This is a genomic window from Halosimplex rubrum (assembly GCF_013415885.1).
GTDB classification, from domain to species: Archaea; Halobacteriota; Halobacteria; order Halobacteriales; family Haloarculaceae; genus Halosimplex; species Halosimplex rubrum.
Genome location: NZ_CP058910.1, coordinates 3360067 through 3380817 on the forward strand (window position 1 = coordinate 3360067; position 20751 = coordinate 3380817).

The 20751-nt window shown below is 70.6% G+C and carries 21 protein-coding genes; 4 read left to right on the plus strand and 17 right to left on the minus strand.

From position 1 onward, the window contains the following. Positions 1-24: 24 nt before the first annotated feature. Positions 25-489 carry a GNAT family N-acetyltransferase gene (locus HZS55_RS16795; RefSeq protein ID WP_179908725.1) on the minus strand — a complete coding sequence of 155 codons (465 nt, stop codon included), beginning with the start codon at positions 487-489 and terminating at the stop codon, positions 25-27. Between the two features lie 543 nt (positions 490-1032). On the opposite strand from HZS55_RS16795, the gene HZS55_RS16800 reads away from it, so the two are divergent. Further along, positions 1033-2181, plus strand: coding sequence for a methyltransferase (locus HZS55_RS16800; protein WP_179908726.1), 1149 nt, complete (start codon positions 1033-1035; stop codon positions 2179-2181). A gap of 24 nt (positions 2182-2205) precedes the next feature. On the opposite strand, the gene HZS55_RS16805 is transcribed toward HZS55_RS16800, so the two are convergent. The 3 genes from HZS55_RS16805 to HZS55_RS16815 form a co-directional block, all read right to left on the minus strand. After that, positions 2206-2802: an AsnC family transcriptional regulator gene (locus HZS55_RS16805; protein ID WP_179908727.1), complete on the minus strand. Its 597-nt coding sequence runs from the start codon at positions 2800-2802 to the stop codon at positions 2206-2208. 75 nt (positions 2803-2877) lie between these two features. Next, the gene (locus tag HZS55_RS16810) at positions 2878-3573 is read right to left on the minus strand and encodes a metal-dependent transcriptional regulator (protein WP_179908728.1); all 696 of its coding nucleotides are present in this window, start codon (positions 3571-3573) and stop codon (positions 2878-2880) included. A 107-nt stretch (positions 3574-3680) separates the two neighbouring features. Next, a complete protein-coding gene (locus HZS55_RS16815; protein WP_218927240.1) occupies positions 3681-4247 on the minus strand; it encodes a peroxidase-related enzyme in 567 nt (188 codons plus the stop codon). 95 nt (positions 4248-4342) lie between these two features. Between HZS55_RS16815 and HZS55_RS16820 the strand changes: the two genes are divergently transcribed. Further along, positions 4343-4846, plus strand: coding sequence for a metal-dependent hydrolase (locus HZS55_RS16820; protein ID WP_179908729.1), 504 nt, complete (start codon positions 4343-4345; stop codon positions 4844-4846). A gap of 20 nt (positions 4847-4866) precedes the next feature. On the opposite strand, the gene HZS55_RS16825 is transcribed toward HZS55_RS16820, so the two are convergent. Continuing rightward, positions 4867-5118 carry an MTH865 family protein gene (locus tag HZS55_RS16825; protein WP_179908730.1) on the minus strand — a complete coding sequence of 84 codons (252 nt, stop codon included), beginning with the start codon at positions 5116-5118 and terminating at the stop codon, positions 4867-4869. Between the two features lie 128 nt (positions 5119-5246). Here HZS55_RS16825 and HZS55_RS16830 point away from each other — a divergent pair, with 128 nt between their 5' ends. Next, a complete protein-coding gene (locus HZS55_RS16830) occupies positions 5247-6746 on the plus strand; it encodes a PQQ-dependent sugar dehydrogenase (RefSeq protein WP_179908731.1) in 1500 nt (499 codons plus the stop codon). A gap of 20 nt (positions 6747-6766) precedes the next feature. Here HZS55_RS16830 and HZS55_RS16835 read toward each other — a convergent pair whose 3' ends face one another. The 12 genes from HZS55_RS16835 to HZS55_RS16890 all read right to left on the minus strand — a co-directional run bounded on the left by HZS55_RS16835 (position 6767) and on the right by HZS55_RS16890 (position 19904). Continuing rightward, a complete protein-coding gene (locus tag HZS55_RS16835; protein WP_179908732.1) occupies positions 6767-7357 on the minus strand; it encodes a DJ-1/PfpI family protein in 591 nt (196 codons plus the stop codon). 122 nt (positions 7358-7479) lie between these two features. Next, entirely contained in the window at positions 7480-8292 is an 813-nt protein-coding gene (locus HZS55_RS16840) for an HAD-IIA family hydrolase (RefSeq protein ID WP_179908733.1), read from the minus strand. Between the two features lie 98 nt (positions 8293-8390). Continuing rightward, complete coding sequence (locus HZS55_RS16845; protein ID WP_246308286.1) at positions 8391-9830, minus strand: hypothetical protein; 1440 nt, start codon at positions 9828-9830, stop codon at positions 8391-8393. Continuing rightward, complete coding sequence (locus tag HZS55_RS16850; protein ID WP_246308287.1) at positions 9827-10615, minus strand: ABC transporter ATP-binding protein; 789 nt, start codon at positions 10613-10615, stop codon at positions 9827-9829. The genes HZS55_RS16845 and HZS55_RS16850 overlap by 4 nt, the downstream gene beginning before the upstream one ends. A gap of 106 nt (positions 10616-10721) precedes the next feature. Further along, positions 10722-11138 (minus strand): hypothetical protein, encoded by a 417-nt coding sequence (locus HZS55_RS16855; RefSeq protein WP_179908734.1) that lies wholly within the window; start codon positions 11136-11138, stop codon positions 10722-10724. Positions 11139-11248: 110 nt separating this feature from the next. Beyond that, a complete protein-coding gene (locus HZS55_RS16860) occupies positions 11249-13045 on the minus strand; it encodes a PH domain-containing protein (RefSeq protein ID WP_179908735.1) in 1797 nt (598 codons plus the stop codon). Next, positions 13042-13770, minus strand: coding sequence for a PH domain-containing protein (locus HZS55_RS22940; RefSeq protein WP_179908736.1), 729 nt, complete (start codon positions 13768-13770; stop codon positions 13042-13044). The genes HZS55_RS16860 and HZS55_RS22940 overlap by 4 nt, the downstream gene beginning before the upstream one ends. Before the next feature lie 58 nt (positions 13771-13828). Next, the gene (locus tag HZS55_RS16870) at positions 13829-14803 is read right to left on the minus strand and encodes an aldo/keto reductase (RefSeq protein ID WP_179908737.1); all 975 of its coding nucleotides are present in this window, start codon (positions 14801-14803) and stop codon (positions 13829-13831) included. A 92-nt stretch (positions 14804-14895) separates the two neighbouring features. Beyond that, on the minus strand, positions 14896-15981 hold the full coding sequence (locus tag HZS55_RS16875) for an ABC transporter permease (protein WP_246308288.1): 1086 nt from the start codon (positions 15979-15981) through the stop codon (positions 14896-14898). A 106-nt stretch (positions 15982-16087) separates the two neighbouring features. Continuing rightward, positions 16088-18127, minus strand: coding sequence for an ABC transporter permease (locus tag HZS55_RS16880; RefSeq protein WP_179908739.1), 2040 nt, complete (start codon positions 18125-18127; stop codon positions 16088-16090). Further along, positions 18124-19023: an ABC transporter ATP-binding protein gene (locus tag HZS55_RS16885; RefSeq protein WP_179908740.1), complete on the minus strand. Its 900-nt coding sequence runs from the start codon at positions 19021-19023 to the stop codon at positions 18124-18126. The genes HZS55_RS16880 and HZS55_RS16885 overlap by 4 nt, the downstream gene beginning before the upstream one ends. Before the next feature lie 458 nt (positions 19024-19481). Continuing rightward, complete coding sequence (locus HZS55_RS16890) at positions 19482-19904, minus strand: helix-turn-helix domain-containing protein (RefSeq protein ID WP_179908741.1); 423 nt, start codon at positions 19902-19904, stop codon at positions 19482-19484. 135 nt (positions 19905-20039) lie between these two features. On the opposite strand from HZS55_RS16890, the gene HZS55_RS16895 reads away from it, so the two are divergent. Then, entirely contained in the window at positions 20040-20699 is a 660-nt protein-coding gene (locus HZS55_RS16895; RefSeq protein ID WP_179908742.1) for an aminopeptidase, read from the plus strand. Positions 20700-20751: the final 52 nt, after the last annotated feature.

The window sequence follows — 20751 nt, forward strand, 5'->3', positions numbered from 1 at the left end:
TAGGTGAGAAATTCGATTCTACCGCTAGTCGACCCGCCGCGTGAACGTCACCCGTTTCGGTTCGAACCCGTTGTCCCGGTAGAACCGGCGGGCACCGTCGTTGTGCCACTCGCAGGAGACCTCGACGTAGTCGACGCCGCGGTCGCGGGCGAGCTGTTCGACCGCGTCGAGTGCGGCGCTGCCGTATCCCTCGTTACGGTGGGCCTCGGCCACGAACAGGTCGACGATGTCGAGGGACTCCGAGTTGGTCCGCGAGGGGTGGGTACCGACGCTGAGGACCAGCGAGCCGACGATATCGTCGTCCACGGTGAGCAAGTAGGCGGTGGTGTCGTCGCTGTCGAGCCAGCCCTCGACTCCCGACTCGGCGGGTTCGGGGCCGTCGTATGCGATCTCGTTCAGTTCGTCGTACGGTTCCATCTCCGTGGCGAGTGCGTACCAGTGCTCGGCGAGCAACTCCACGTCCTTGCGCGTCGCTTCGACGAGTTCCATACGCGCCGCACAGGCGGGACTCGCTTACGACTTGTCCCGGTTCGGGGCGCGATCCCAGGTGAGAGGGGTTCGCACGGCACGGAAACGCATTTGTGGGGCGCTCGAATAGTCGGGGGTAGGATGGACAAGAGCCCGAGGTCGGGCCGCGCCCTCCGACTCGCGTAGACCGTCGACGGCAGCGGCGGTCGCGTGGGCAGGGCGGGTTCGACCGGCTCGCCGGCTGTGCGCCGTTCGGACGCGCGTTCGGGTCGCTGCCGAACGCGTCTCGTCCCCGGACGGTCGCGCTTTCGGCACCCGGCGCCGCGCTTCGCGGACAGCGGCGCCCGTCTTCTCGACGGCGTCTCCCCGTAGCGATAGCCCCGAGGCGCGGCTCTGAGTCGGTCGACGACCGCCAGCCCTGCCGACCATCCGAATGCTACGCCACACACGCCCGCGACCGCACAGCCTCGACGACCACCGAACCGCACACCGCCGGACCCCGGCTCGTCCGACACCGAACCGCTCGCCCGACCGGGGCCACCGCTCCGGGCCAGAGGGTCGACAATGACCCCTCGCCGCGAGCCGCTGGTCCTCGACGCCAGGACCGACGCCGGCCCCGACCGCTTCGAGTTCCACACGGCCGACGGCGTCGGCGCCGCCGACGCGTTCTGTCCCGGCGAACTGCTCGCGCTCGAACACCTGTGGGACCGCGACCTCGGACGGCTCCGGACGGTCGGCGCCCGCTACGGCGTCGGCGGCGTCGTCCTCGCCGACCGCGCCAGTCCCGTCACCATCACGACCCCGAGCGCTCGCGCGGCCGCGCTCTGCGAGCGCAACGCCGCCACCAACGGCGTCGACGCGACCGTCGAGGTCGCGACCGGCCTCGGGTCGGTCGACGGCCCGGTCGGCGAGCCCGTCGACACCGCCGTCTTCGTTCCCGAAGCGTACACTCCCATCGAGGTCGGGATCCGGCGTCTCCGATCGGCGCTCGACTCGCTCGCCGGCGACGGTGCGCTCTACGTCGCCGCGAAGCCCGAAACCGGACTGGGTCGATACGGGGACGCGCTCGCCGAGACCGCGTCGACGGTGTCGACCGTCCGCGAGCGAGACGGCTGGTCGCTCCTGCGTGCGACCGTCCCGCGATCCGCCGATGGCGCCCGGCGCGAGCCCGATCCCCCCTTCGACCGAACCGACGCGACCGTCGACGGCGTCGACCTGGACCTCGTGACCGCACCGGGACTGTTCGCGGCCGGCGGCCTCGACCACGGGACGCGACTACTCGCCGAGACCGCGACCATCGGCGACGGGGACAGGGTGTTGGACCTCTGTTGTGGCTACGGCTCGCTGGCGGCCTACGCCGGACGAGTCGCCGACTGCTCTGTCCGGGCCAGCGACGACGACGCGCTCGCGACGGCGGCCGCCCGGCGAACGCTCGCCGCCAACGACGTCGACGGCCGAGTCGTCACCGCGGACTGCACCCCAGAGGTCACCGACGCGACGTTCGACGCGATCCTCTGTAACCCGCCGACCCACGCCGGCGACGGCGTGCTCGCCGACCTGTTCCGCGGCGCGGCGGACGCCCTCCGAGGGGACGGCCGCTGCTGGGTCGTTCACCACCGCGCGCTCGACCTGGCGGACTCGCTCGCCGCGTTCGGAAGCGTCGAGACCGTCGTCAGCGGCGCCGAACACGTCGTTCGGCTCGCCCGACGCTGAGAGAGCAGCACGGACGAGTCGGATTCAGCCCTCGGCGCCCTCCCGCAACTCCTCGTACATCTCGACGAACGAGGCCTCGCAGGACGCACAGCAGAAGTGGTAGGTCTCGCCGTCGAACTCGCGGGTCTCGCCCTCGGCGCTGACGGTGTTGCCGCACTCGTCGCAGGTCAGCGCCAGCTCGGCCTCGGCGACGGAGGGATTCCACGACCGATCCGACAGCAGCGACACCTCGTAGTCGCGCACGTCCTCCATCGCGACGGCCGAGTCGAGCAGCGAGAGCACGTCGCCCTCGGGGACGGTCGCGGTGAAGACGACGCGCTCCTCGGCGGTGGTGAAGACGTGTTCGACGGCCTCGGCGTCTCCGAGCGAGTCCGCGACGGCCGAGGCGGCCCGCGGGGTGACGTTCAGGGTCACGAGCACGGGCGCGCCCTCGCGGAGCTTCGAGCGGTCGACGTCGAGGGTGAACCCGCGGATGACGCCCAGGTCTTCGAGGCGCTCGACGCGGTCGGCGACCGCGGGCGGCGAGAGGTCGACGACGTCGGCGATGTCGCGCCAGGAGCGGCGGGCGTCGTCGAGCAGGAGTCCGAGGATCGTCCGGTCGGTGTCGTCGAGGTCGCGCATACGACGGACGAGCGGCGCCCGGGGGAAACTGGTTTCGGCTGTCGGGGACCACCGAGAAGGGGAGAACGAGACGACTCAGGCGGCGCCGCTCGCGCTCTCGGCGGTCTCTTCGGGCGCGCCGACGAAGATGGTCCCGGCGACGCCGTCGGGGAGCGAGACGGTCTCGCCGGCCTCGACGAGCGCGACGGTCACCATCCCGATGGGTGCGACCTCCTCGACGACGAGCTCGGTGCCGGGCGTGATGCCGGCCTCGTCGAGGTAGGCCAGCTCCTCGGAGTCGCGGTCGCGGACGCGCCGGACGACGACGGTCTCGCCCTCGGCGCACTCGTCGAGGGTGTGGCCGGCGGTCTCGTCGACCGGGTCGAGCGCGTCGGTCGGGATCGGGTCCCCGTGGGGGTCGACGACGGGGTCGTCGAGCATCGCCGCGACCCGCCGCTCGAACTCCTCGCTGATGTGGTGTTCGAGCCGGTCGGCCTCGTCGTGGACCTCCGCCCAGTCGTACCCCAGCTCCTCGGTGAGATAGGTCTCCAGCAGCCGGTGGTGCCGGACGACCTCCAGCGCCACGGTCTCCCCCTCGGGCGTCAGCCGGACGCCCTTGTACTTCTCGCGCTCCACGAGCTCGCGCTCTTCGAGCTTCTCCATCATGCTGGTCGCCGTGGGCGCCGTCACGTCCAGCAACTCCGCGATGTGCGAGGTAGCGGCCGGCTCCTCGCCCTCCCGCTGGAGCTCGTAGATCGCCTTCAGGTAATCCTCCATCTTGGCGCTGAGCATCACCCGAGATTAGACCCATCTAATCCTTAAGGGTGTTGCACCGAACGGCCGCCGTTTCGATCGGATCGACAGCGCGACGGTTCGACGGCCGCTCGGCCCGGAGCGCGTCAGCGGCCCAGTTCGTAGAACTCGTCGTTCGGTCGCATGTCGGCGAGGTGGGCCATCCGGTTCGAGAGGTTGAAGAAGGCGGTCACGCTGCCGATGTCCCAGATCGCGCGCTCGGAGTAGCCGTGGTCCTGCAAGCGCTCGAAGTCCGTCTCGTCGACCTCGGCCTGGTTCTCGGTCAGCTTGACGGCGAAGTCGAGCATCGCGCGGCGGTCGTCGGAGACGTTCGCGGTGCGGTGGTTGCTCGCCAGTTGCTCGGCGATCTGCGGGTCGTCGGCGTAGATCCGCGCGAGCGCGCCGTGGGCGACGTTGCAGTACAGGCAGTCGTTGGCGCCGCTGACGGCGACGATAATCATCTCGATCTCGGCCCGGTCGAGTTCGGTGTGTTCAACCAGCGCGTCGTAGTACTGGAAGAACGCCCGGAAGTGCGAGGGCCGGTAGGCGTAGGCGAGGAAGACGTTGGGGACGAAGCCGGCGTCGGCTTCCTCCTCGGCGATACGCTCCTGGAGGTCGTCGGGCAGTTCGTCCACGTCCGGGACCGGGAACCGCGTCATCGCTGGGTCGCTCATACCGGATCCCCGTCCGGAGCGGGCTTCAGTGCTCGGGCGCCAGGCCGGCCACCCCGAGGGCGTAAGTACCGTGGCGGTCACAGCTACGAACGGCGATGTACAAGACGGGTCACTACGGGGCCGCGTTGCTCGTCTACGCGCCGGTCGGCGGCGCGCTGCTGGCCGCGGGGTTCGACGTCGCGGCGCTGGGCGGCGGCGCCGTCGTCGTCGGGCTCTCGGGGCTGCCCGACGTGGACCAGTGGATCCCGTTCGTCGAACACCGCGGTCCCACGCACACCGTTGGCTTCCTCGTTCTCGTCGCGCTCGCCGTCGGCGGGGCCGGCGTCGCGGTCGGGGACGCGGTCGGGACCGGCGAGATAGCTACGGTCGGGCGGACGGCGGCGCTGGGCGCGTTCGGCTTTCTCCTCGGGTCGCTCGCGATCGCCTCGCACCTGTTGGCCGACGCGCTGACGCCGATGGGGATCACGCCCTTTCGGCCGCTCTCGGACGCCCACTACACGATCTCGTTGACCCGGGCGGACAACGCGGCGGCGAACTACCTGCTGTTGGGCCTCGGCGTGGCGGTGACGGTCGCGACGGCGCTGGTCGCCGGCGGGTGAGGGCGGTTCGTCGCCCGCAGTTAGAACAGGTCCTGGTCGTCGAGCTGGTCCATGATGTCGTCGACGAACGCGTCGACGTTGTCGTAGGGGAAGTTCCCGCTCCCGAGCTTCGTGTTGAGCTCCATCGCGGTCATCGAGAAGTCGCCCGACTCGAACTTCGTGCCCGGACCGTTGGGCAGCGCCGGCACCAGGTCCATCGGACTGGAGATCGGATAGTCCGCGCCTTCGAACGCCTCGGTGAACTGTTCGCGGAGGTCTTGCCTGTCAACCATACCCGTACCATGTCGGCAGGGCAGTAAAAAAGGTTCGAGATTCACATCTCCAAACGAGTTGCTCGTTTATTCCGTCCGCCGACCGCCGCGGACCCAAGCTTCCTTTCACTGGAGCACGAAATCGACCTATGACCGACGAGGGACTGACGCGGCGGCGCGCGCTCGCGATGAGCGGACTGGCACTGACCGGCGGTCTCGCGGGTTGCGGGAGCGACTCGAACGGCGGCGGACCGGGGGGCGACCCGTCGAGTCCGGGCGGAACTGCGACCGGGGGGCCCGACGACGGCACCCCGACGAGCGGAGCGACGGCGGCGACCGACGGATCGACTGACGCGACCGACGGCGGGGGAGACGGGACGACCCCCGGCACGGCGGCGTTCGAGGACCTGACGGTCCGCGCCGAGCGCGTCGCCTCGGGGTTCACGTCGCCGCTGGCGCTCGCGATCCCCGAACCGGGTCGGCGGTTCGTCGTCGACCAGACGGGCCAGATCTACCTGCAGGCGGACGGGACGCTCCGGGAGGAGCCGTTCCTCGACGTGTCCGACCGGATGGTGGACGTGAGCGGCTACACCGAACAGGGACTGCTCGGGCTGGCCTTCCACCCCGAGTTCGCCGACAACGGCCGGTTTTTCGTCCGCTACAGCGCGCCCTCGCGCGAGTGGGTGCCCGACGACTACTCCCACACGTTCGTCCTCTCGGAGTTCCGCGCCGACCCGGGCGCGGCGACCGCCGACCCAGACTCCGAGCGGGTCGTCATGGAGATCGCCGAGCCCCAGTGGAACCACAACGCCGGCGCCATCGCGTTCGGCCCGGACGGCTACCTCTACGTCGCGACCGGCGACGGCGGTCAGGGCAACGACCAGGGCACCGGCCACGTCGACGACTGGTACGACGCCGTCGACGGCGGCAACGGCCAGGACCTCACCGGGAACCTGCTCGGGAGCATGCTGCGGATCGACGTGGACGGCGAGGGATCGACGGCCGGGACCGCGACGGGTAGCGGGAACGGCGGCGCCGGCTCGGACGGACCCGCCCGGAACTACGCGGTGCCCGAGGACAACCCGCTCGTGGGGAGCGACGGGCTCGACGAGCAGTACGCCTGGGGCTTCCGGAACCCGTGGCGGTTCTCCTTCGGGCCGGACGGCCGGCTGTTCGTCGGCGACGTGGGCCAGGGCGCCTGGGAGGAGGTGTCGGTGGTCGAGCGCGGCGGCAACTACGGCTGGAACGTCAAGGAGGGGACCCACTGCTTCCAAGCCGACGACTGCCCGGACCGGAGCCCGCGCGGTCGGCCGCTGCGCGACCCCGTGATCGAGTACCCCCACGGCGGCGAGGACGTGAGCGGCATCGCCGTCATCGGCGGGTATCTCTACGACGGCGACGCGATGCCCGCGATGCGGGGGCGGTACCTCTTCGCCGACTGGCGGGCGGGCGGACGGCTGTACGCCGCCCGCGAGACCGACGAGGGGCTGTGGCCGACGACGACCGTCTCCGTCGACTCGGAGGCGCAGTTCGGGCCGATGGTGCTCTCGTTCGGGCGGAATCCCGACGGCGAGCTGTTCGTCTGCACGACCGCGAGCGGGCAGGTCTCGGGCGAGAGCGGCGCTGTGTTCCGGCTGACGGGCGCGTAACCCTCGAAAAATACGGCGGCTCAGTCCGCGGTGACGGGCTGGCCGTGCTGTACGTCCGTGCCGAGCACGTCGAGGAACGCGGCGATCCACTCGGGGTGGTCGGGCCAGGCCTGCGCGGTGACGAGGTTCTCGTCGGTGACGACGCCCTCGGCCCACTCGCCGCCCACGGCGCGCACGTCGGCTTCGAGCGCGGGGTAGGCCGTGCAGGTCCGTCCCTCGACGGCGTCGGCGGCGACGAGGATCTGCATCGCGTGGCAGATGGCCGCGACCGGCTTCTCCTCGGCGAAGAAGTGCTCGACGGCGTCGATCACGTCGTCGTAGTTGCGGAGGTACTCCGGGGCGCGGCCGCCCGGGAGCACGAGTCCGTCGTAGTCGGCGGGGTCGATCTCGTCGAGCGTCGCCGTCAGCTCGAAGTCGTGGCCGCGTTCCTCGAGGTAGGTCTGGTCGCCCCGGAAGTCGTGGACCGCGGTCTTGACCGTCTCGCCCGCCTCTTTGTCCGGACAGACGGCGTCGACCTCGTGGCCGACCGCCCGGAGCGCCTGGAACGGTACCATTACCTCGTAGTCCTCCCCGAAGTCGCCGGTGATGAGCAGTAGCTTCTTGCCAGTCATGGTGTCTCTGAACCCCACTGGATTCACATATTAGTTGGCCGTGCGACAAGATAAAGCTATCTCCACCTGTCGGAATCGGGACCCGAGCGTCGTCGTTGGGGACGTGAGAGCGCATCTCTCCCTCAGTCCAGCAACGCGGGCAGGTCGGCCAGCGAGTCGAGGACAGCGTCGGGATCGACCTCGCTGTCGGCGGCGTCGGTTCGGCCCGAGACGCCGGTGAGCACGAGCGCGGTCGCCATCCCGTGGTCGGCGCCCATCCGCAGGTCCGTGTCGAGGCGATCGCCGACGACGAGACAGTCCTCGGCCGGGACGCCGAGTCGTGCCAGCGCGTCCTCGGCGGCCTCCGGCGAGGGCTTGCCGAGCACGCGGTCAGGCTCGCGTCCGATCGTGCGGGCGACGGCGCCGACGATAGCGCCCGATCCCGGGACGAACCCCTCGGCTGCGGGGATCGTCCGGTCGGGATCGGTCCCGAGGAAGGTCGTCTCGTCGTCGACGCCGGCGAGCGCGTCGCGCATGTCGCCGTAGTCGAAGCGCTCGTCCCACGAGGCGACGAACACCGAGGCCGCCCGCGGGTCGTCGACGAGCCGTTGCCCGGACTCCCGGAGGTACTCGCCCAGCGAGTCGGAGCCGAGGAGGTAGGTCGGATCGTCGGCGTGGTGGTCTCGGAGGTAGTCGCGGGTGACGGTCGACGCGGGGAGGATCGCCGATTCGTCGGCCTCGATCCCCATGCCCGCGAGGCGGTCGACGTACTCGGCGGGCGTCTTCGTCGGGTTGTTCGAGCAGAAGCAGACGGCGATCCCCCGGTCACGGAGGGTCGCGACGGCCTCGGCCGCGCCCGGGAGGACGCCGTCGCCGCGGTAGACCGTCCCGTCGAGGTCGAGGACGACGCCGCGGATCCCGGTCAGCGGACGCTCGGTGTCTGGCGTGGTGGACATTCGGTCGTCGTCCAGCGATACGGGCCGTCGCGGCAAAAGGAGGGCGGTCGGGGCAGGCCGACGGGCGGGCGGCGGGCGGGGCGGCGACCGGCGACCGCTCACCGCAGTTTCCGCTGCCAGCGCGGTCCCGCGCGCTCCGAGAGGACGACGCCGACCGCCGCGGCGACGAGTGAGACGCCCACGGAGACGCCGACCGCGACGGTCGGCGCCTCGGTGTAGGCCAGGGCCGCGACGACCAGCGGGACGGCGACGGCCGCCAGCGCCGCGCCGAAGGCGACGAACAGCGGCGTGTCGAACAGCAGTTCGTTCGGCGCGAAGCCGGTGACGTAGGCGGTCACGCCGAAGACGTAGACAGCGATGAAGGGGAACACGACCGCGCCGACCGCGACCTGAACTGGGGGGAGCCAGACCAGCGACCCGACGAGGTAGACCAGCCCGGCGGGCACGGACAGCAGGAGGAAGGCGGTTCGCTTGCCGGCGAACGCGTCCGAGAGCGACAGCGGCAGGCGGCGGTACTCCTCGGCCGAGTCGAACTGCGTCACCCAGCTGTAGGTGGTAAAGGAGCCGAGCCCGAGCAGGGTGCCCACGGCGATACCGTAGGAGGGGGCGAGCGTCGTCGCCCGCGCGACCTCCCGGACGAGCAGGACCGTGACGCCGAACAGCACGCCCATCGAGAACAGCACTTTCCACACCGACCCCGACGAGCGGGCGACCTCCAGCAGCGTCCGGGTGGCGACCCCGCCGTCGTCGCGGATCGCCGAGCGGACCCGCTCGTACCGCTGGGGCGCCGACCGCGCGCCCCCGCTCTCGACCGGCTGGAACGCCAGCGGGCCGGCAACCGCGAGCGCGAGCGCGGGACCGAACCCGAGGGCCGCCGACCGGAGCGTCGGGTCGAGGTAGAAGCCGTACGGCGAGAGCGCGACGGCGTCGAGCCGCCCCGTCGCGATCCCGGCGGCGACCGCGAGGACGAGCGCGAGCACGGCCGCCCGACTCCGGGTGCCGACGCCGGTGAGCGTGAGACTGGTCCCGACGCCGAGCGCGAACGCGCCGGTCGTCGTCACCCACAGCAGCGCGACGCGGCCGGGCGGGACCCCCGCCGAGAGCGCGACGGCGGCGTAGCCGACCGCCATCGGCACGAGGAACAGGCCGGAGTAGTACAGCAGATCCTTGACGACGAAGACCCCGAGGAGGCGCCGCCAGGTGACCGGGAGCGTCCGCGCCGAGAAGACCAGCAGCGTCACGTCGCCCAGCACGTCACGCAGCGCGTCCCGGCCCACGAGGCCGATAGTGCCGACCTGGAGCCCGAAGAAGAACACGAGGCCGTGCAGCCCCGCGGCCACCGCGTCGATGGAGGTCCCGGCCACGGTCAGCAGCCAGACGCCGAGGCCGGCGAAGACGGCGATCACGACCGGGAACGCGGCGAAGCGGTCGCCGAACAGCTCCGCCTGCAGGCGCCACTCCTCGCGGATCATCCGGACGAGCAGCCGCGTCGAGAGGCCGCCGCGGCGGTTCGGTGTCGCCGTGTCCCCGCCGCTCATGGTTCGCGCCCGTCGGCCCCGGCCGAAGTCGCCGCGGGTCCGGCAACGGCACCGCTCTCGGCTCCCGCCCCGCCCGCCCCGGGTTCGACCTCGCGTCGGAAGTAGTCGAGCAGTTGCTCGTCGGGGTCGAGGTCGCGGGGGTCGCGCTCGGCGACGAGGTCGCCGTCGCGGACGATCCCCACCGAGGTACACAGCTCCTCGGCGACCTCCAGGAAGTGCGTCGAGAGGAAGAGGGTGTTACCCCGCTCGCAGTAGTCGCGCATGTGGTCTTTGACCTCCGCCTGCATGATCGGGTCGAGGTTGACCAGCGGCTCGTCGATGAACACGAGGTCGGGCTCGTGGATGAACGTCTGGGCGAGCATCACGCGCTGGCGCTCGCCCTCCGACAGATCGGTCGAGATGGTGTCGAGCGTGTCGACGAAGCCCAGCCGGTCGGCCCACTCGTCGATGCGGTCCTCGACCCCCGTCAGGTCGCGCACGTCGCCGACGAACTGGAGGTACTCCCGCGGCGTGAGGAAGCTCGGCGGGTCCTCGCGCTCCGGGAGGATCCCGACCGCTTCGCGGACCGCGAGCGGGTCGCCCACCGGGTCGTGGCCCAGCACGCTCGCGCTGCCGGCCGTCGGGTCGAGCTGGCCGGTGAGTATCTCGATGGTCGTCGTCTTCCCGGAGCCGTTGGGGCCGAGCAGGCCGAACAGCTCACCCTCCGGGACGGACAGTGAGAGCGACGACAGCGCCGCCACGTCGCCGTACCGCTTCGTCAGGTCCTCGGTCTCGATAGCAGGCATGTGTGTCTCCGTCGGGCCCGCCGCGCCCGATAGCTGTCCGATATCGACCGCGGACCCGTATAGTGATTTGGACCTTCAGAACGACTGTCAGAAGAGGGGAGCGCCGCTACTCGTCGGCCGACTCGGTGTCGTCGCGGGTCTCGGCCGCGTCAGTGTCGGCGTCGTCCTCGGTTCCGATGTCGACGGTCACGTCGGCGGCGTCGCCGGCGTCGGTGTCGTCTTCGGGGGTGTCGATCCGGTCGATACCGTCGAAGTTCGCCCCCGTCGAGTCGTCGTCCTCGCTCGCGGACTCCGCGCGACTCTCGAGGAGCAGCGCGGTGCCGCCGGCGGCGAGCATGCCGACGCCGGTCGCCCGGACGGCGCGGACGTACCAGTCGGTCGGCTCGAGTTCGCCGGTGTTCTCGAAGCCCGGGAGCGACAGCGTCGCCGCGATCCGGGCGCTCAGTCGGGGCGCGACCGTCGCGAACAGTCCTTTGAGGGCGATCGACGCGTAGGCTACCTTTCGGAGTCCTGCGGGGATCATCCGCCGGAGCTACGGCTCGGTGATCCCTCAATGCACGAGAAGCGGCAATCCCCGTCGGCCGAAGGGCGGCGGGCTCGGACCGGCCCGGTCTCGCCATCCCGACGGCGGCGTCAGTCGCCGGGAGAGCCGGTCTCGCCGCCGGGTGATCCCGGTCGGGCGGTGTCGGAGACGTCGACGCCGGTGGGACCCGAGCGCTCGCGCCCCTGGCGCCGACGGGCGAGCGCCCCGTAGAGTTCGTCGGAGACTTCCTCGCGGAGCCGCTCGGCGGTCTCGGCGTCGATGTCGACGGCTTTGGCGTCCTGACCGGTGATGCTCTGGGAGCCGGCGGTGTCGACGGTGACCGTCGCCAGGTCGCGCCGGCGCTGGAAGACCGTCTGGGAGCTGAAGACTGTCTGGACGCGGTGGTAGGGGACGACCTTCTGCCGGCGGACCCAGAACCCGTTGCGGGTGACGACGTGTTCCTCGCCGAGCGCGTAGCCGCGATTTTTCCACTTGTAGTGGGCGGCGACGGGGACGAGCGGTACGGCGGCCAGCGGGACGTACCAGTACAGTTGGAAGGTCGAGAGGACCGTCCCGCCGTACAGCAGCGCGACGAGGATCGCCAGGCCGATGGCGTAGCGGAAGCCGTAGCGCAGGCGCGCCCGTTTCGGCGGCCGTTCGAGGTGGTCGTCCTCGAACGCCTCCAGCGACCGGGCCAGCGAGACGACCCGGTCGCGCTCGGCGACCGGGATCGCCGACTGGGACCCGTTCGACTCCCCGCCCGTCGGCGTGTACCCGGCCGTCTCGATAGTCAGCGCGGCGTAGCCCAGCGCCCGCGCGAGGACGTTCTCCTCAAGGGTGAGCGTCTGGACCTTCGAGAGGGGGATCGTCCCGCGGAACTTCTGGAGGAGCCCGCGCTCGTAGCGCAGTTCCTCTTCCCCGCGGTCGAGGCGGAACCCGTAGTAGCGGGCGGCGTTGAGCACGCCCGAGACGAGCGCGAGCGCCGCGATGGCACCCAGCGCGGCCAGCGGCCCCAGGAACGCGCCGACCAGGCTGTCCAAACCGAAGCCGTACTCCCACCAGCTGTCCGGCTGGGCCATCGAGGCGGCCGACGGCGCGAAGATCGACGCGCCGAAGAAGAGGAACGAGGCGATCCGGAGGTCAACGGAGATCAGCGCGAGGACCCCGAGTTCGCGCTCGGTGATCGAGAACACCGTCTCGAAGCGCTCCTCGTCGGTCGCGGTCGTCTCGCCGTCTTCGGCCTTCGCGACGCGGCTCAGGCGGCTTATCTCCGACTGGAGCGCCTCGGCGTCGTCGACGGTGACGTACCGGAGCTGGGCCTCCGTCCCGCCGCCGCCGGCCGTCTCCAGACCGACCTCGGCGATCCCGAGGGCGCGCTGGACGACGTTCTGGCTGATGTCGACGTTCTGGATGCGACGCAGCGGGATCTCCCGCGTGCGCCGCGAGAGCACGCCCGACCTGATGTCGAACGTGTCCGCGGTGAGCTCGTACTCGAAGCGACGGTAGCGGGCGACGAAGTAGCCGACGAACGCCACGATGCCGAGGACGATCGCGACGATCGCGCCGATCGCCAGCAGGCTCTGCCCCGAGCCGAACAGCGCCGACACGCCGCCCCCGCCGAACACGAAGATCGCGATGACGATGCTGATCCCCTGCTGGGCGATCTGGTAGGGGACCGTCAGCACGTTCAGTTGCTGTGGCCCCTCGATCCGCGGCGCCGCCGGCGAGGGGCCGGCCGCCTCGCTCTCCTCGGCGGCGGCCGCGCCGACCGTCTCGCGCTCCGTGCCGTCGGTCCGGGGATCGTCCGCTGGTGGGCCGTCCGCTGGTGGGCCGTCCGCTGGTGGGCCGTCGCCGGTCGGAGGGTCCTCGATCGGTGAGCCGTCGGTCGAGGGGTCGTCGTCGCTCATACGGCGTCTTCGTCCTCGGAGGCGATCGCGAGCCGTTCGAGCCGGGACTGGAGGTCATCGGCCGTGTCGGGCGTGAGTCCGGGGATCGTCACGTCGGCGCCTCTGGAGCCGGCGGTGTAGACGACCAGCGTCGAGAGGCCGAGCACGCGCTCGAAGGCCGACCGGCGCGTGTCGATGTGCTGGACGCGCACGTACGGGACCACGGTCTGAACCGTGGTGAGGACCCCGCGGGTGAGATACAGCGACTCGTCGCGGACGACGTAGCGCCACGACCGATAGAGGAAGACGGCCCGGACAGCGCCGTACACCGCGAACAGGACGAACAGGCCGGCGCCGACGGCGACCGCGCTCGGCAGCCGGTCGTAGGGGAGGTACTCGGCGGCGACCGCCCAGGTGATGAACCCGGCGACCAGCGCCGTCAGGAGGGCGCCGACGAGCGGGCCGACGATCCACTCGATGCGGACCGTCGGGTCGAGCGTCCGCGGTTCGCCGGGGGTCTCGACGGACTCGGCGACCGGACGGTCGTCGGTGTCGGACTCGGGCGCCGGGGCCTCGGCGGCCCCCGGAGCGTCGTCCGACGGCGACCGGTCGGCGCCGACCCGGGCGTCGTCGCCCGACTCCGCGCCGGCGGCGCCCTCGGCGGGATGGGCGGTGCCGTCGGCGGGCGGCGCGGCGTCGTCCGGGGACGGATCCGCCCCGTCGGCGTCGTCGCGGGGATCTGTCATCGCCTCAGTCGTGGGCCGGGCCCGGTTTAGTGGTATCGGCGTCGGATCGCGCGACCACTCACTCGTGGCCCGAGACGCGAACCGGCTCGTAGGGCTCTTCGAGGTACTCCGCGTCCGAATCGGACAGCGAGATGTTCAGCGCCTCGACGGCCTGTTCGAGGTGTTCGACGCTCGTCGTCCCCACGATGGGCGCGTCGACCCAGTCCTTGTCGAGCAGCCACGCCAGGCCGATCTGGGCCATCGTCGCGCCGTACTCGTCGGCCAGCTCCGCACAGCGCTCGTTGATCTCCCGCCCCCCGCCCTCGAAGTAGGGGTGTTCCCGGGCGTAGTCGTCGGTCTCGCCCCGGGTCGTCGCGTCGTACTCCTCGTGCGGACGGGTGAGATAGCCCCGCGCCAGCGGCGACCAGGGGATGACCCCCACGTCTTCCTGCTCACAGTACGGGAGCATCTCCCGCTCCTCCTCGCGGTAGAGGAGGTTGTAGTGGTTCTGCATCGTCTGGAACCGTTCGAGGCCCAGTCGGTCGCTGGCGTGCAGCGCGTCGGCGAACTGGCGGGTCCACATCGACGACGCGCCGATGTACCGGACCTTCTCCCGGCGGACCGCGTCGTCGAGCGCGCGAAGCGTCTCCTCGATGGGCGTGTCGTAGTCCCAGCGGTGGATCTGGTACAGATCGACGGTGTCCATGCCCAGCCGCTCCAGGGAGTCGTCGAGCGCCTGCTCGATGGCCTTCCGCGAGAGCCCGCCCGAGTTGGGGTCGTCGTCGTCCATCTGGAAGAAGCCCTTCGTCGCGACGACGCTCTCCTCGCGGTGGCCCTCCAGCGCCGTCCCGAGGACGCGTTCGGACTCGCCGAGCGAGTACATGTTCGCGGTGTCGAAGAAGTTGATACCGAGATCGCGGGCCCGCTCAACGAGTTCGATACCCTCCTCCTCGTCGAGGACCCACTCGCGCCAGTCCGACGAGCCGAAGCTCATGCAACCGAGACAGATGCGACTGACCTCGACGCCGGTCGATCCGAGTGTCGTGTACTCCATACGCTCCGGAGGGCTCCGCGGCGCAAAAAGGTGGGTTCCCCGGGCGCTGTCGCCGGCTCTCTGCGGAGGTCCTGAGAAGGGGCCGGCACGGCTCAGAGCCCTTCGGGGTCGGTCCGCGCGACGAGTCGACGGGCGCCGACGAACAGGACGGCCGCGGCGACGGCGTAGGCGGCGACGTGGACGGTCGTCACCGCGGTGGAGCTGTCGACGGCGAGTTTCGCGACCGTCGTCGCCGGGTGTTCGAGCGCGAATAGGCGTTCGGCGACGAAGGAGTTCCCGGACGCGGCCGTCAGCGCACCGAAGCCGAAGATCACGAGGACGGAGTACAGCAGCTGGGCCTGCCGGCGTTTGGCCGTGAGCACGCCCAGCGAGAGCCCGAGCGTGACGACGAGCGTCGTCATCGCGGTGACGACCAGTAGCAACTGCGGGACGTTCGCGACGGCGATGCCGTTGAATCCCAGCAGGCCGATCCACATCGCCGCCTGGACGGGCGCGATGAGGATCATCGCCAGGGCCTTCCCGTCGACGATGTCGACCAGCGACAGGGGCGCGACCCGCAGGAGTTCCAGCGTCCCGCGTTCGATCTCCTCGGTCAGCGCGTCGACGGCGACCGAGCCGCTGATGAACGGGGGGAGAAAGAGGAGCAGCGGGACGAGCACCGTGTAGGTGAACCCGAAGTAGGGGCTGGCGTCGACGTCGTCGGGGAGCGGGACCGTCGAGCGGTCCAGGGAGTCCGAGCGGGCGATCCGCTCGGTGCGCTCGAGCGACTCGAGGAGCGTGCGCACCTGGTCGACGATCAGCGTCGTCTCGATGCTCTCGGTCGGCGCGATCACCGTCACGTCGATCCGGTCGCCCGAATCGCCGGCCAACAGCGTGGCGTGGACGTTCCCGTCGTGGTAGGCGTCACGGGCGGCCCCGGGGTTCGGGTAGACGATCGCGCGGAGGCCCCGCTGGTCGTTGGCCGCCCGGACCAGCGCGTCGTCGTGCTCGCCGGCGACGCCGACGACTACCTCGCCGGCCGAGACCGACCCCGGACTGTACAGCGAGGTGAGCCCGACGACGAGGAACGACGAGAACGCCGCGACGAACAGCTGGATCAACAGCGCGAGGACGATCGTCTTCTCGCGGCTGAGCGACGCCAGGTCCCGCTTGGCGACGGTGAGTCGCGGGTCCGACAACAGCGACCGACCCGAGGACGCATCGTCGGCGCTCGGTCCGCCGCCGTCTCCCGGTCGTCCGTCGGACTCGGCCGCCGTCGACCCCGGCTGCGGGGCCGGCGAGGAGTCACCCGACAAGGCTACTCACCACCGTGAGGTTGTAGGCGACGTGAACCGCGACCGCGACCACCAGCGCGACCGCGTACGAGCGCCGGCCGCGCCTGGCGCCCAGCGCCGATATCGACGCCGTGACGACGTGCAGCGCCAGCGGCGCCAGCAACAGCGCGACCAGCAGTATCGGGAGCGGGACGCCGATCCCGACGGCCGCCTGCTCGCCCACGAGGGTCTGACCCACGGGGAGCGTCTGCAGGTCCGCGAGGCGGACGATCAGCGTGAGCTTCTCGGCGAGGAAAAAGCCCAGGCCGCTGAAGAAGCCGACGACCAGCGCCGTCCGCAGCCGGTCGTCGAACAGCGAGTGGGCGTAGCCGGCGTAGACGTGGAGGCTCTTGGCGAGTTCCTCGACGACGGCCAGGCCGATCAGCATCACGACGACGATGATCCCGACCGGAATCTCCGCCTGCCACAGCGGGTACGCGAACGCGGCGACGATCAGCTCGGCGACGAGGACGAACGGCAACAGGACGGCCGTCACGAGCGCGACGCTCCGTCGGCGCTCGATCGGTCCCGCCAGCGCGTCGAGCACCTTGTAGGGGATCGGCCGCTGGGTGAACATGTCCTCCTCGCGGTAGAGGCCGGCACCGAGACCGAAACAGACCAGCGCCGTCAGCGTCGGCGGCAGCGTCGAGAAGACGAACTGCCCGAGCCCGATCGCCTGGCCCTGGAGGTCCCTGACGACGAGCGTCAGCGGCGAGATGAGTGCGATCGGCGTCACGTCCGTGAAGATCGCCGGGACGAACGCGTAGGAGGTGAGCGAGACGGTGATCGTCACCGTGACGAAGGTCAGCTCCTTGAACGACCGCGCGAACATCGCGCCGAGGAAGGTCGCGGCGAGGAACAGCATCGCCAGGGGGACGACGGCGAGGACGGAGACGACCGACCCGCCGAGGCCGAGGCCGACCTGGAGGACGAGCGTGATCCCCGTCGCGACGCCGAGGGCGGCCGCGAAGTACGGCAGCGTCTTCCCGACGATGATGTCCCCGCGCGAGACGGGCGCGACCAGCAGGAGTTCGCCCCGGCGGTTGATCCGCTCGCTGAGGATCGTCGAGCCGTAGGCCTGGATGACGAAGTTCAGCGGCAGGACGAACACGAACGCGAGCACGAGCGACCGGAACGGGAACGGGGGCGTGATGTCCGACGGGGCACCGGTGGCGCTCCCGCCGGTCAGCCGCGCGCCGATGCTCGACCCGGCGACGTTGGACCCCTCGCCCGGTCTGGTCACGTCTCCGGACCCGTCACCGCCGTCGCTCGAACCGTCGCCGGACTCGTCGCTTGAACTCCCGTCCGCGCTCCCGTCGCTCCCGGTCCCGGAACCGGTTCCATTGCCGTCGTCCGACCCGCCGCCGTCCCCGCCGCCGGCGGAGCCGTCGCCGCTTCCGGCTTCGTCCTCGTCGGTCTGAATAGGGATCGTCCGCGTCTGCGAGACCGCGACCCGCGTCGACTCGCGGTCGACGTAGGTCAGGTTCACCACGACCGGGAACGCCGCCGACTGGTTGTCCTCCAGGTCCATGATCCCGTCGTTGTACCGCTTGACCGTCGACCGCAGCTCCGCGACCGCGGCCCGCCCCTTCGTCGAGTTGGCGTACTCGCGGACCTGTGGTCCGACGACCATGACCTCCTGGTAGCCCGCTTCGACCGCCGACTCGCTCGGGTCCTGCACCCGGAAGGTAGGGTCGAGGTACGCGGGGTCGTAGAGGGGGTCCTCCTCCACGACGCCGACCCGGTAGATCCCCTGGTCGAGCGCGACGCCCTGGCTCACCGCGACGGGCGCCATCGCGCCGAGTCCGAGGACCGCCAGCAGCGCGATGACGACCGTCCGCCGGTCGACGCCGCCGGCGTTTTTCGTCACCTCCCAGCGGGCGATCCGGGCGACGTTCTCGACGCGCGTGCGGAGCCAGCGGGCGAACCGCTGGGCGGCGGACGCGTCGCTTCCCGTCCCCGACTCCCCGCCGGAGCGGTCGTCGCCGCCGGCCGGCGGCGGGCCGCTCACGCTCGCGGCCCCGAGGTCCGCTCGGCCTCGGGGTCGGACTCGGCGACGTTGAGGAACACCTCTTCCAGGCTGGACTCCTCGGTCCGGATGTCGACGACCTCGCCGCCCGCGGCCTGGGCCGCCTCGCGCGTCTCGTCGACCGCGTCCATGCTCTCGACGGTACGCCGATGATAGCCGTTCTCGCGCGCGCTCTCGGGCACCTCGACGGTCGTGTAGACGTGGTACTCCGTCCGGCCGTACTCGGCCTGGAGTTCGTCCAGATCCCCTTTGGCGACGATGCGGCCCTCGTTCATGATGGCGACGCGGTCGCAGATGCTCTCGACGTGGTAGAGGTTGTGGGCGCTGAAGACGATGGTCTTGCCCTGCTCGCCGAGTTCCCGCGTGAAGTCGATGATGTAGTTCGTGGTCAGCGGGTCCAGCCCGCTGCCGGGTTCGTCGTAGATCAGCACGTCCGGGTCGTTGATGAGCGACCGCGCGATGGCGACCTTCCGTTTCATCCCCTTGGACATGTCGCCCAGGGGGCGGTCGCGGTGGTCGAGTTCGAGCCGTTCGAGCGTGTCGTGGATGCGCCGGTCCGCGACGCCCTCGGGCACGTCGTAGAGGTCCGCGAAGAAGTGCAGGTAGGAGACGGGCGTCATCTCCTCGTACAGCGGCGACTCCTCCGGGAGGAAGCCCAGCCGTCGGCGCATCTCCGTCTCGCCGGCGTCGAAGCCGGCGACCGAGACCTCGCCGTCGGTCGGTTCGACGAGGCCGGCGAGCATCTTCAGCGTCGTCGTCTTGCCGGCCCCGTTCGGGCCGATGATGCCGAAGACCTCGCCCTCCTCGACCGTGAACGTGCTCCCTTCCACCGCGACGAAGCCGCCGTACTCCTTTCGCAGGTCGCGGGCCGTGATCATTCGACCGTCGCTTACGGCCGGGGGGTTGTATAGGTTGGTCCCCCGTTATCGGATCTGGGTATCGGCTGCTGGGAGTGTCACGTTGCAAATAGCTACTGGATACAGCGAGTGGCGCGCGCTGTCGAGCGGTGCGAGGCGCGCGTGGCGCGACTAGTGCGGGACCGGAGGTCCCGCATACCATGCGTACGGCGCGAAACGCCGTGAGCAGACGAAGTGAGCGCCACGGCTGGCCGAACGGTGAGCGGAGCAAACCGTGAGTCGCGCTCGCGTGCAGTTCAGTCGCTGAGCGGGCTACTATCCGCGCGGGCGGTGCGGAGAGCGCGGATCTCTCGCTTCAGCGACCGCGAGAGCGAGGTCGACCGAAGGGAGACCTCGACACGCGAACGAGAGAGCGGAGCGACCCGTGAGCGAGCGGGTCAAGGGCTTTCAGCACCGATTCCCGACTGCGGTCGAATCACTCACGCCTCGGGACGGGGCATCGCTTCGAGTTCCTTGATCTCGGTGGTCTTCTCGACGCGGTCGTACTGTCGCTGCCACGCCTCGGCGGGGAACAGGCCGTTGCGGTCGAACAGCTCCCGGGCCTCGTCGGTCACCCGGTAGAACTTGTAGGGGTAGCCCCGCGTGCGCTGGCCCGCCGGGACCGTCAGCTCCTCGACGACGCCCGCGTCGGCGAGCACCTTCAGATGGTTGCGGATGGTGTCCGCTTCGAGGCTCGGATTCGTGTAGTCGAGTTCGTCGACACTGGGCGCGCCCTTCGGGTGGCCGACCACGTCCGCGACGATGTTCGCCCGCGTCGAGTCGGTGACCCGCTGGAGCGCGAGCCAGGAATCGAACCCCTCGCTCGCCTCGTCCCCCCTGGGTTCGGCCGTGTCGGGTCGCATATCTCGCTGTACGACCCCCGGCGTGATAAACACTTGGACGCTGAGTGCCAGTAGTTCTCGACTATTCGTCGAACGATCGTCGAACGATTCTCCGACAGACGGAAGACACTTGCCACGCCCGGGAGTCGGGCCGGCATGGTCGAAGACGGGAACGCGTCGGGGGACGCCAGCGACGAGGGACGAGGGGGCGACCGAACAGCGGGAACGGAGAGCGATCCGGACTACGTCGACGGCGTCGACGGCGCGGGACTCGTCGACGCGAGTCCGGATTCGCTGACGCTCACCCCACGGCAGCACGAGCGGCTGAAGACGCACCTCCACGGCGACCGGCTCAACGACATCCAGTACAGCGACCGCCGATATCTGGTCGTCGGCCGCGGCGGCGACGACGGTCCCGGCCAGCGCCGCCGCCGGGTTCGGGACCTGCTCGACGACCGCCGCGAGGCGACGGCGTTCATGCTGGAGGACTTCGGGCTCTCCGGCGACGAGATCGATCTGTGGGCGCCCGCCTTCGAGATCCTCTGCGAGCAGGCGACCCACGTCGTCGGCGTCCTCGAAGACTACGGCGGCGGCCACGTCTGGGAGCTCGGGTATCTCTATCACGAACAGAGCCGTGTTCGAGACGTGCTGTGGCTGCTGAAACGCGCCTACGAGAGCGACGAACGACGGCGCGAGCGCTACGACAACGGGATGGCCGCCGCCCACCTCGCGGCACTCGAACGCGCCGCGGACGAGCGCGTCGTCCACTGGCGCGGTGCGTCCGACCTCGACCGGGCGGTCGGCGAGATCCCCTGACGGGCGAGCGCAGACGGCGGACCGTCCGGAGTCGGCTCCTGCCCCGACACCC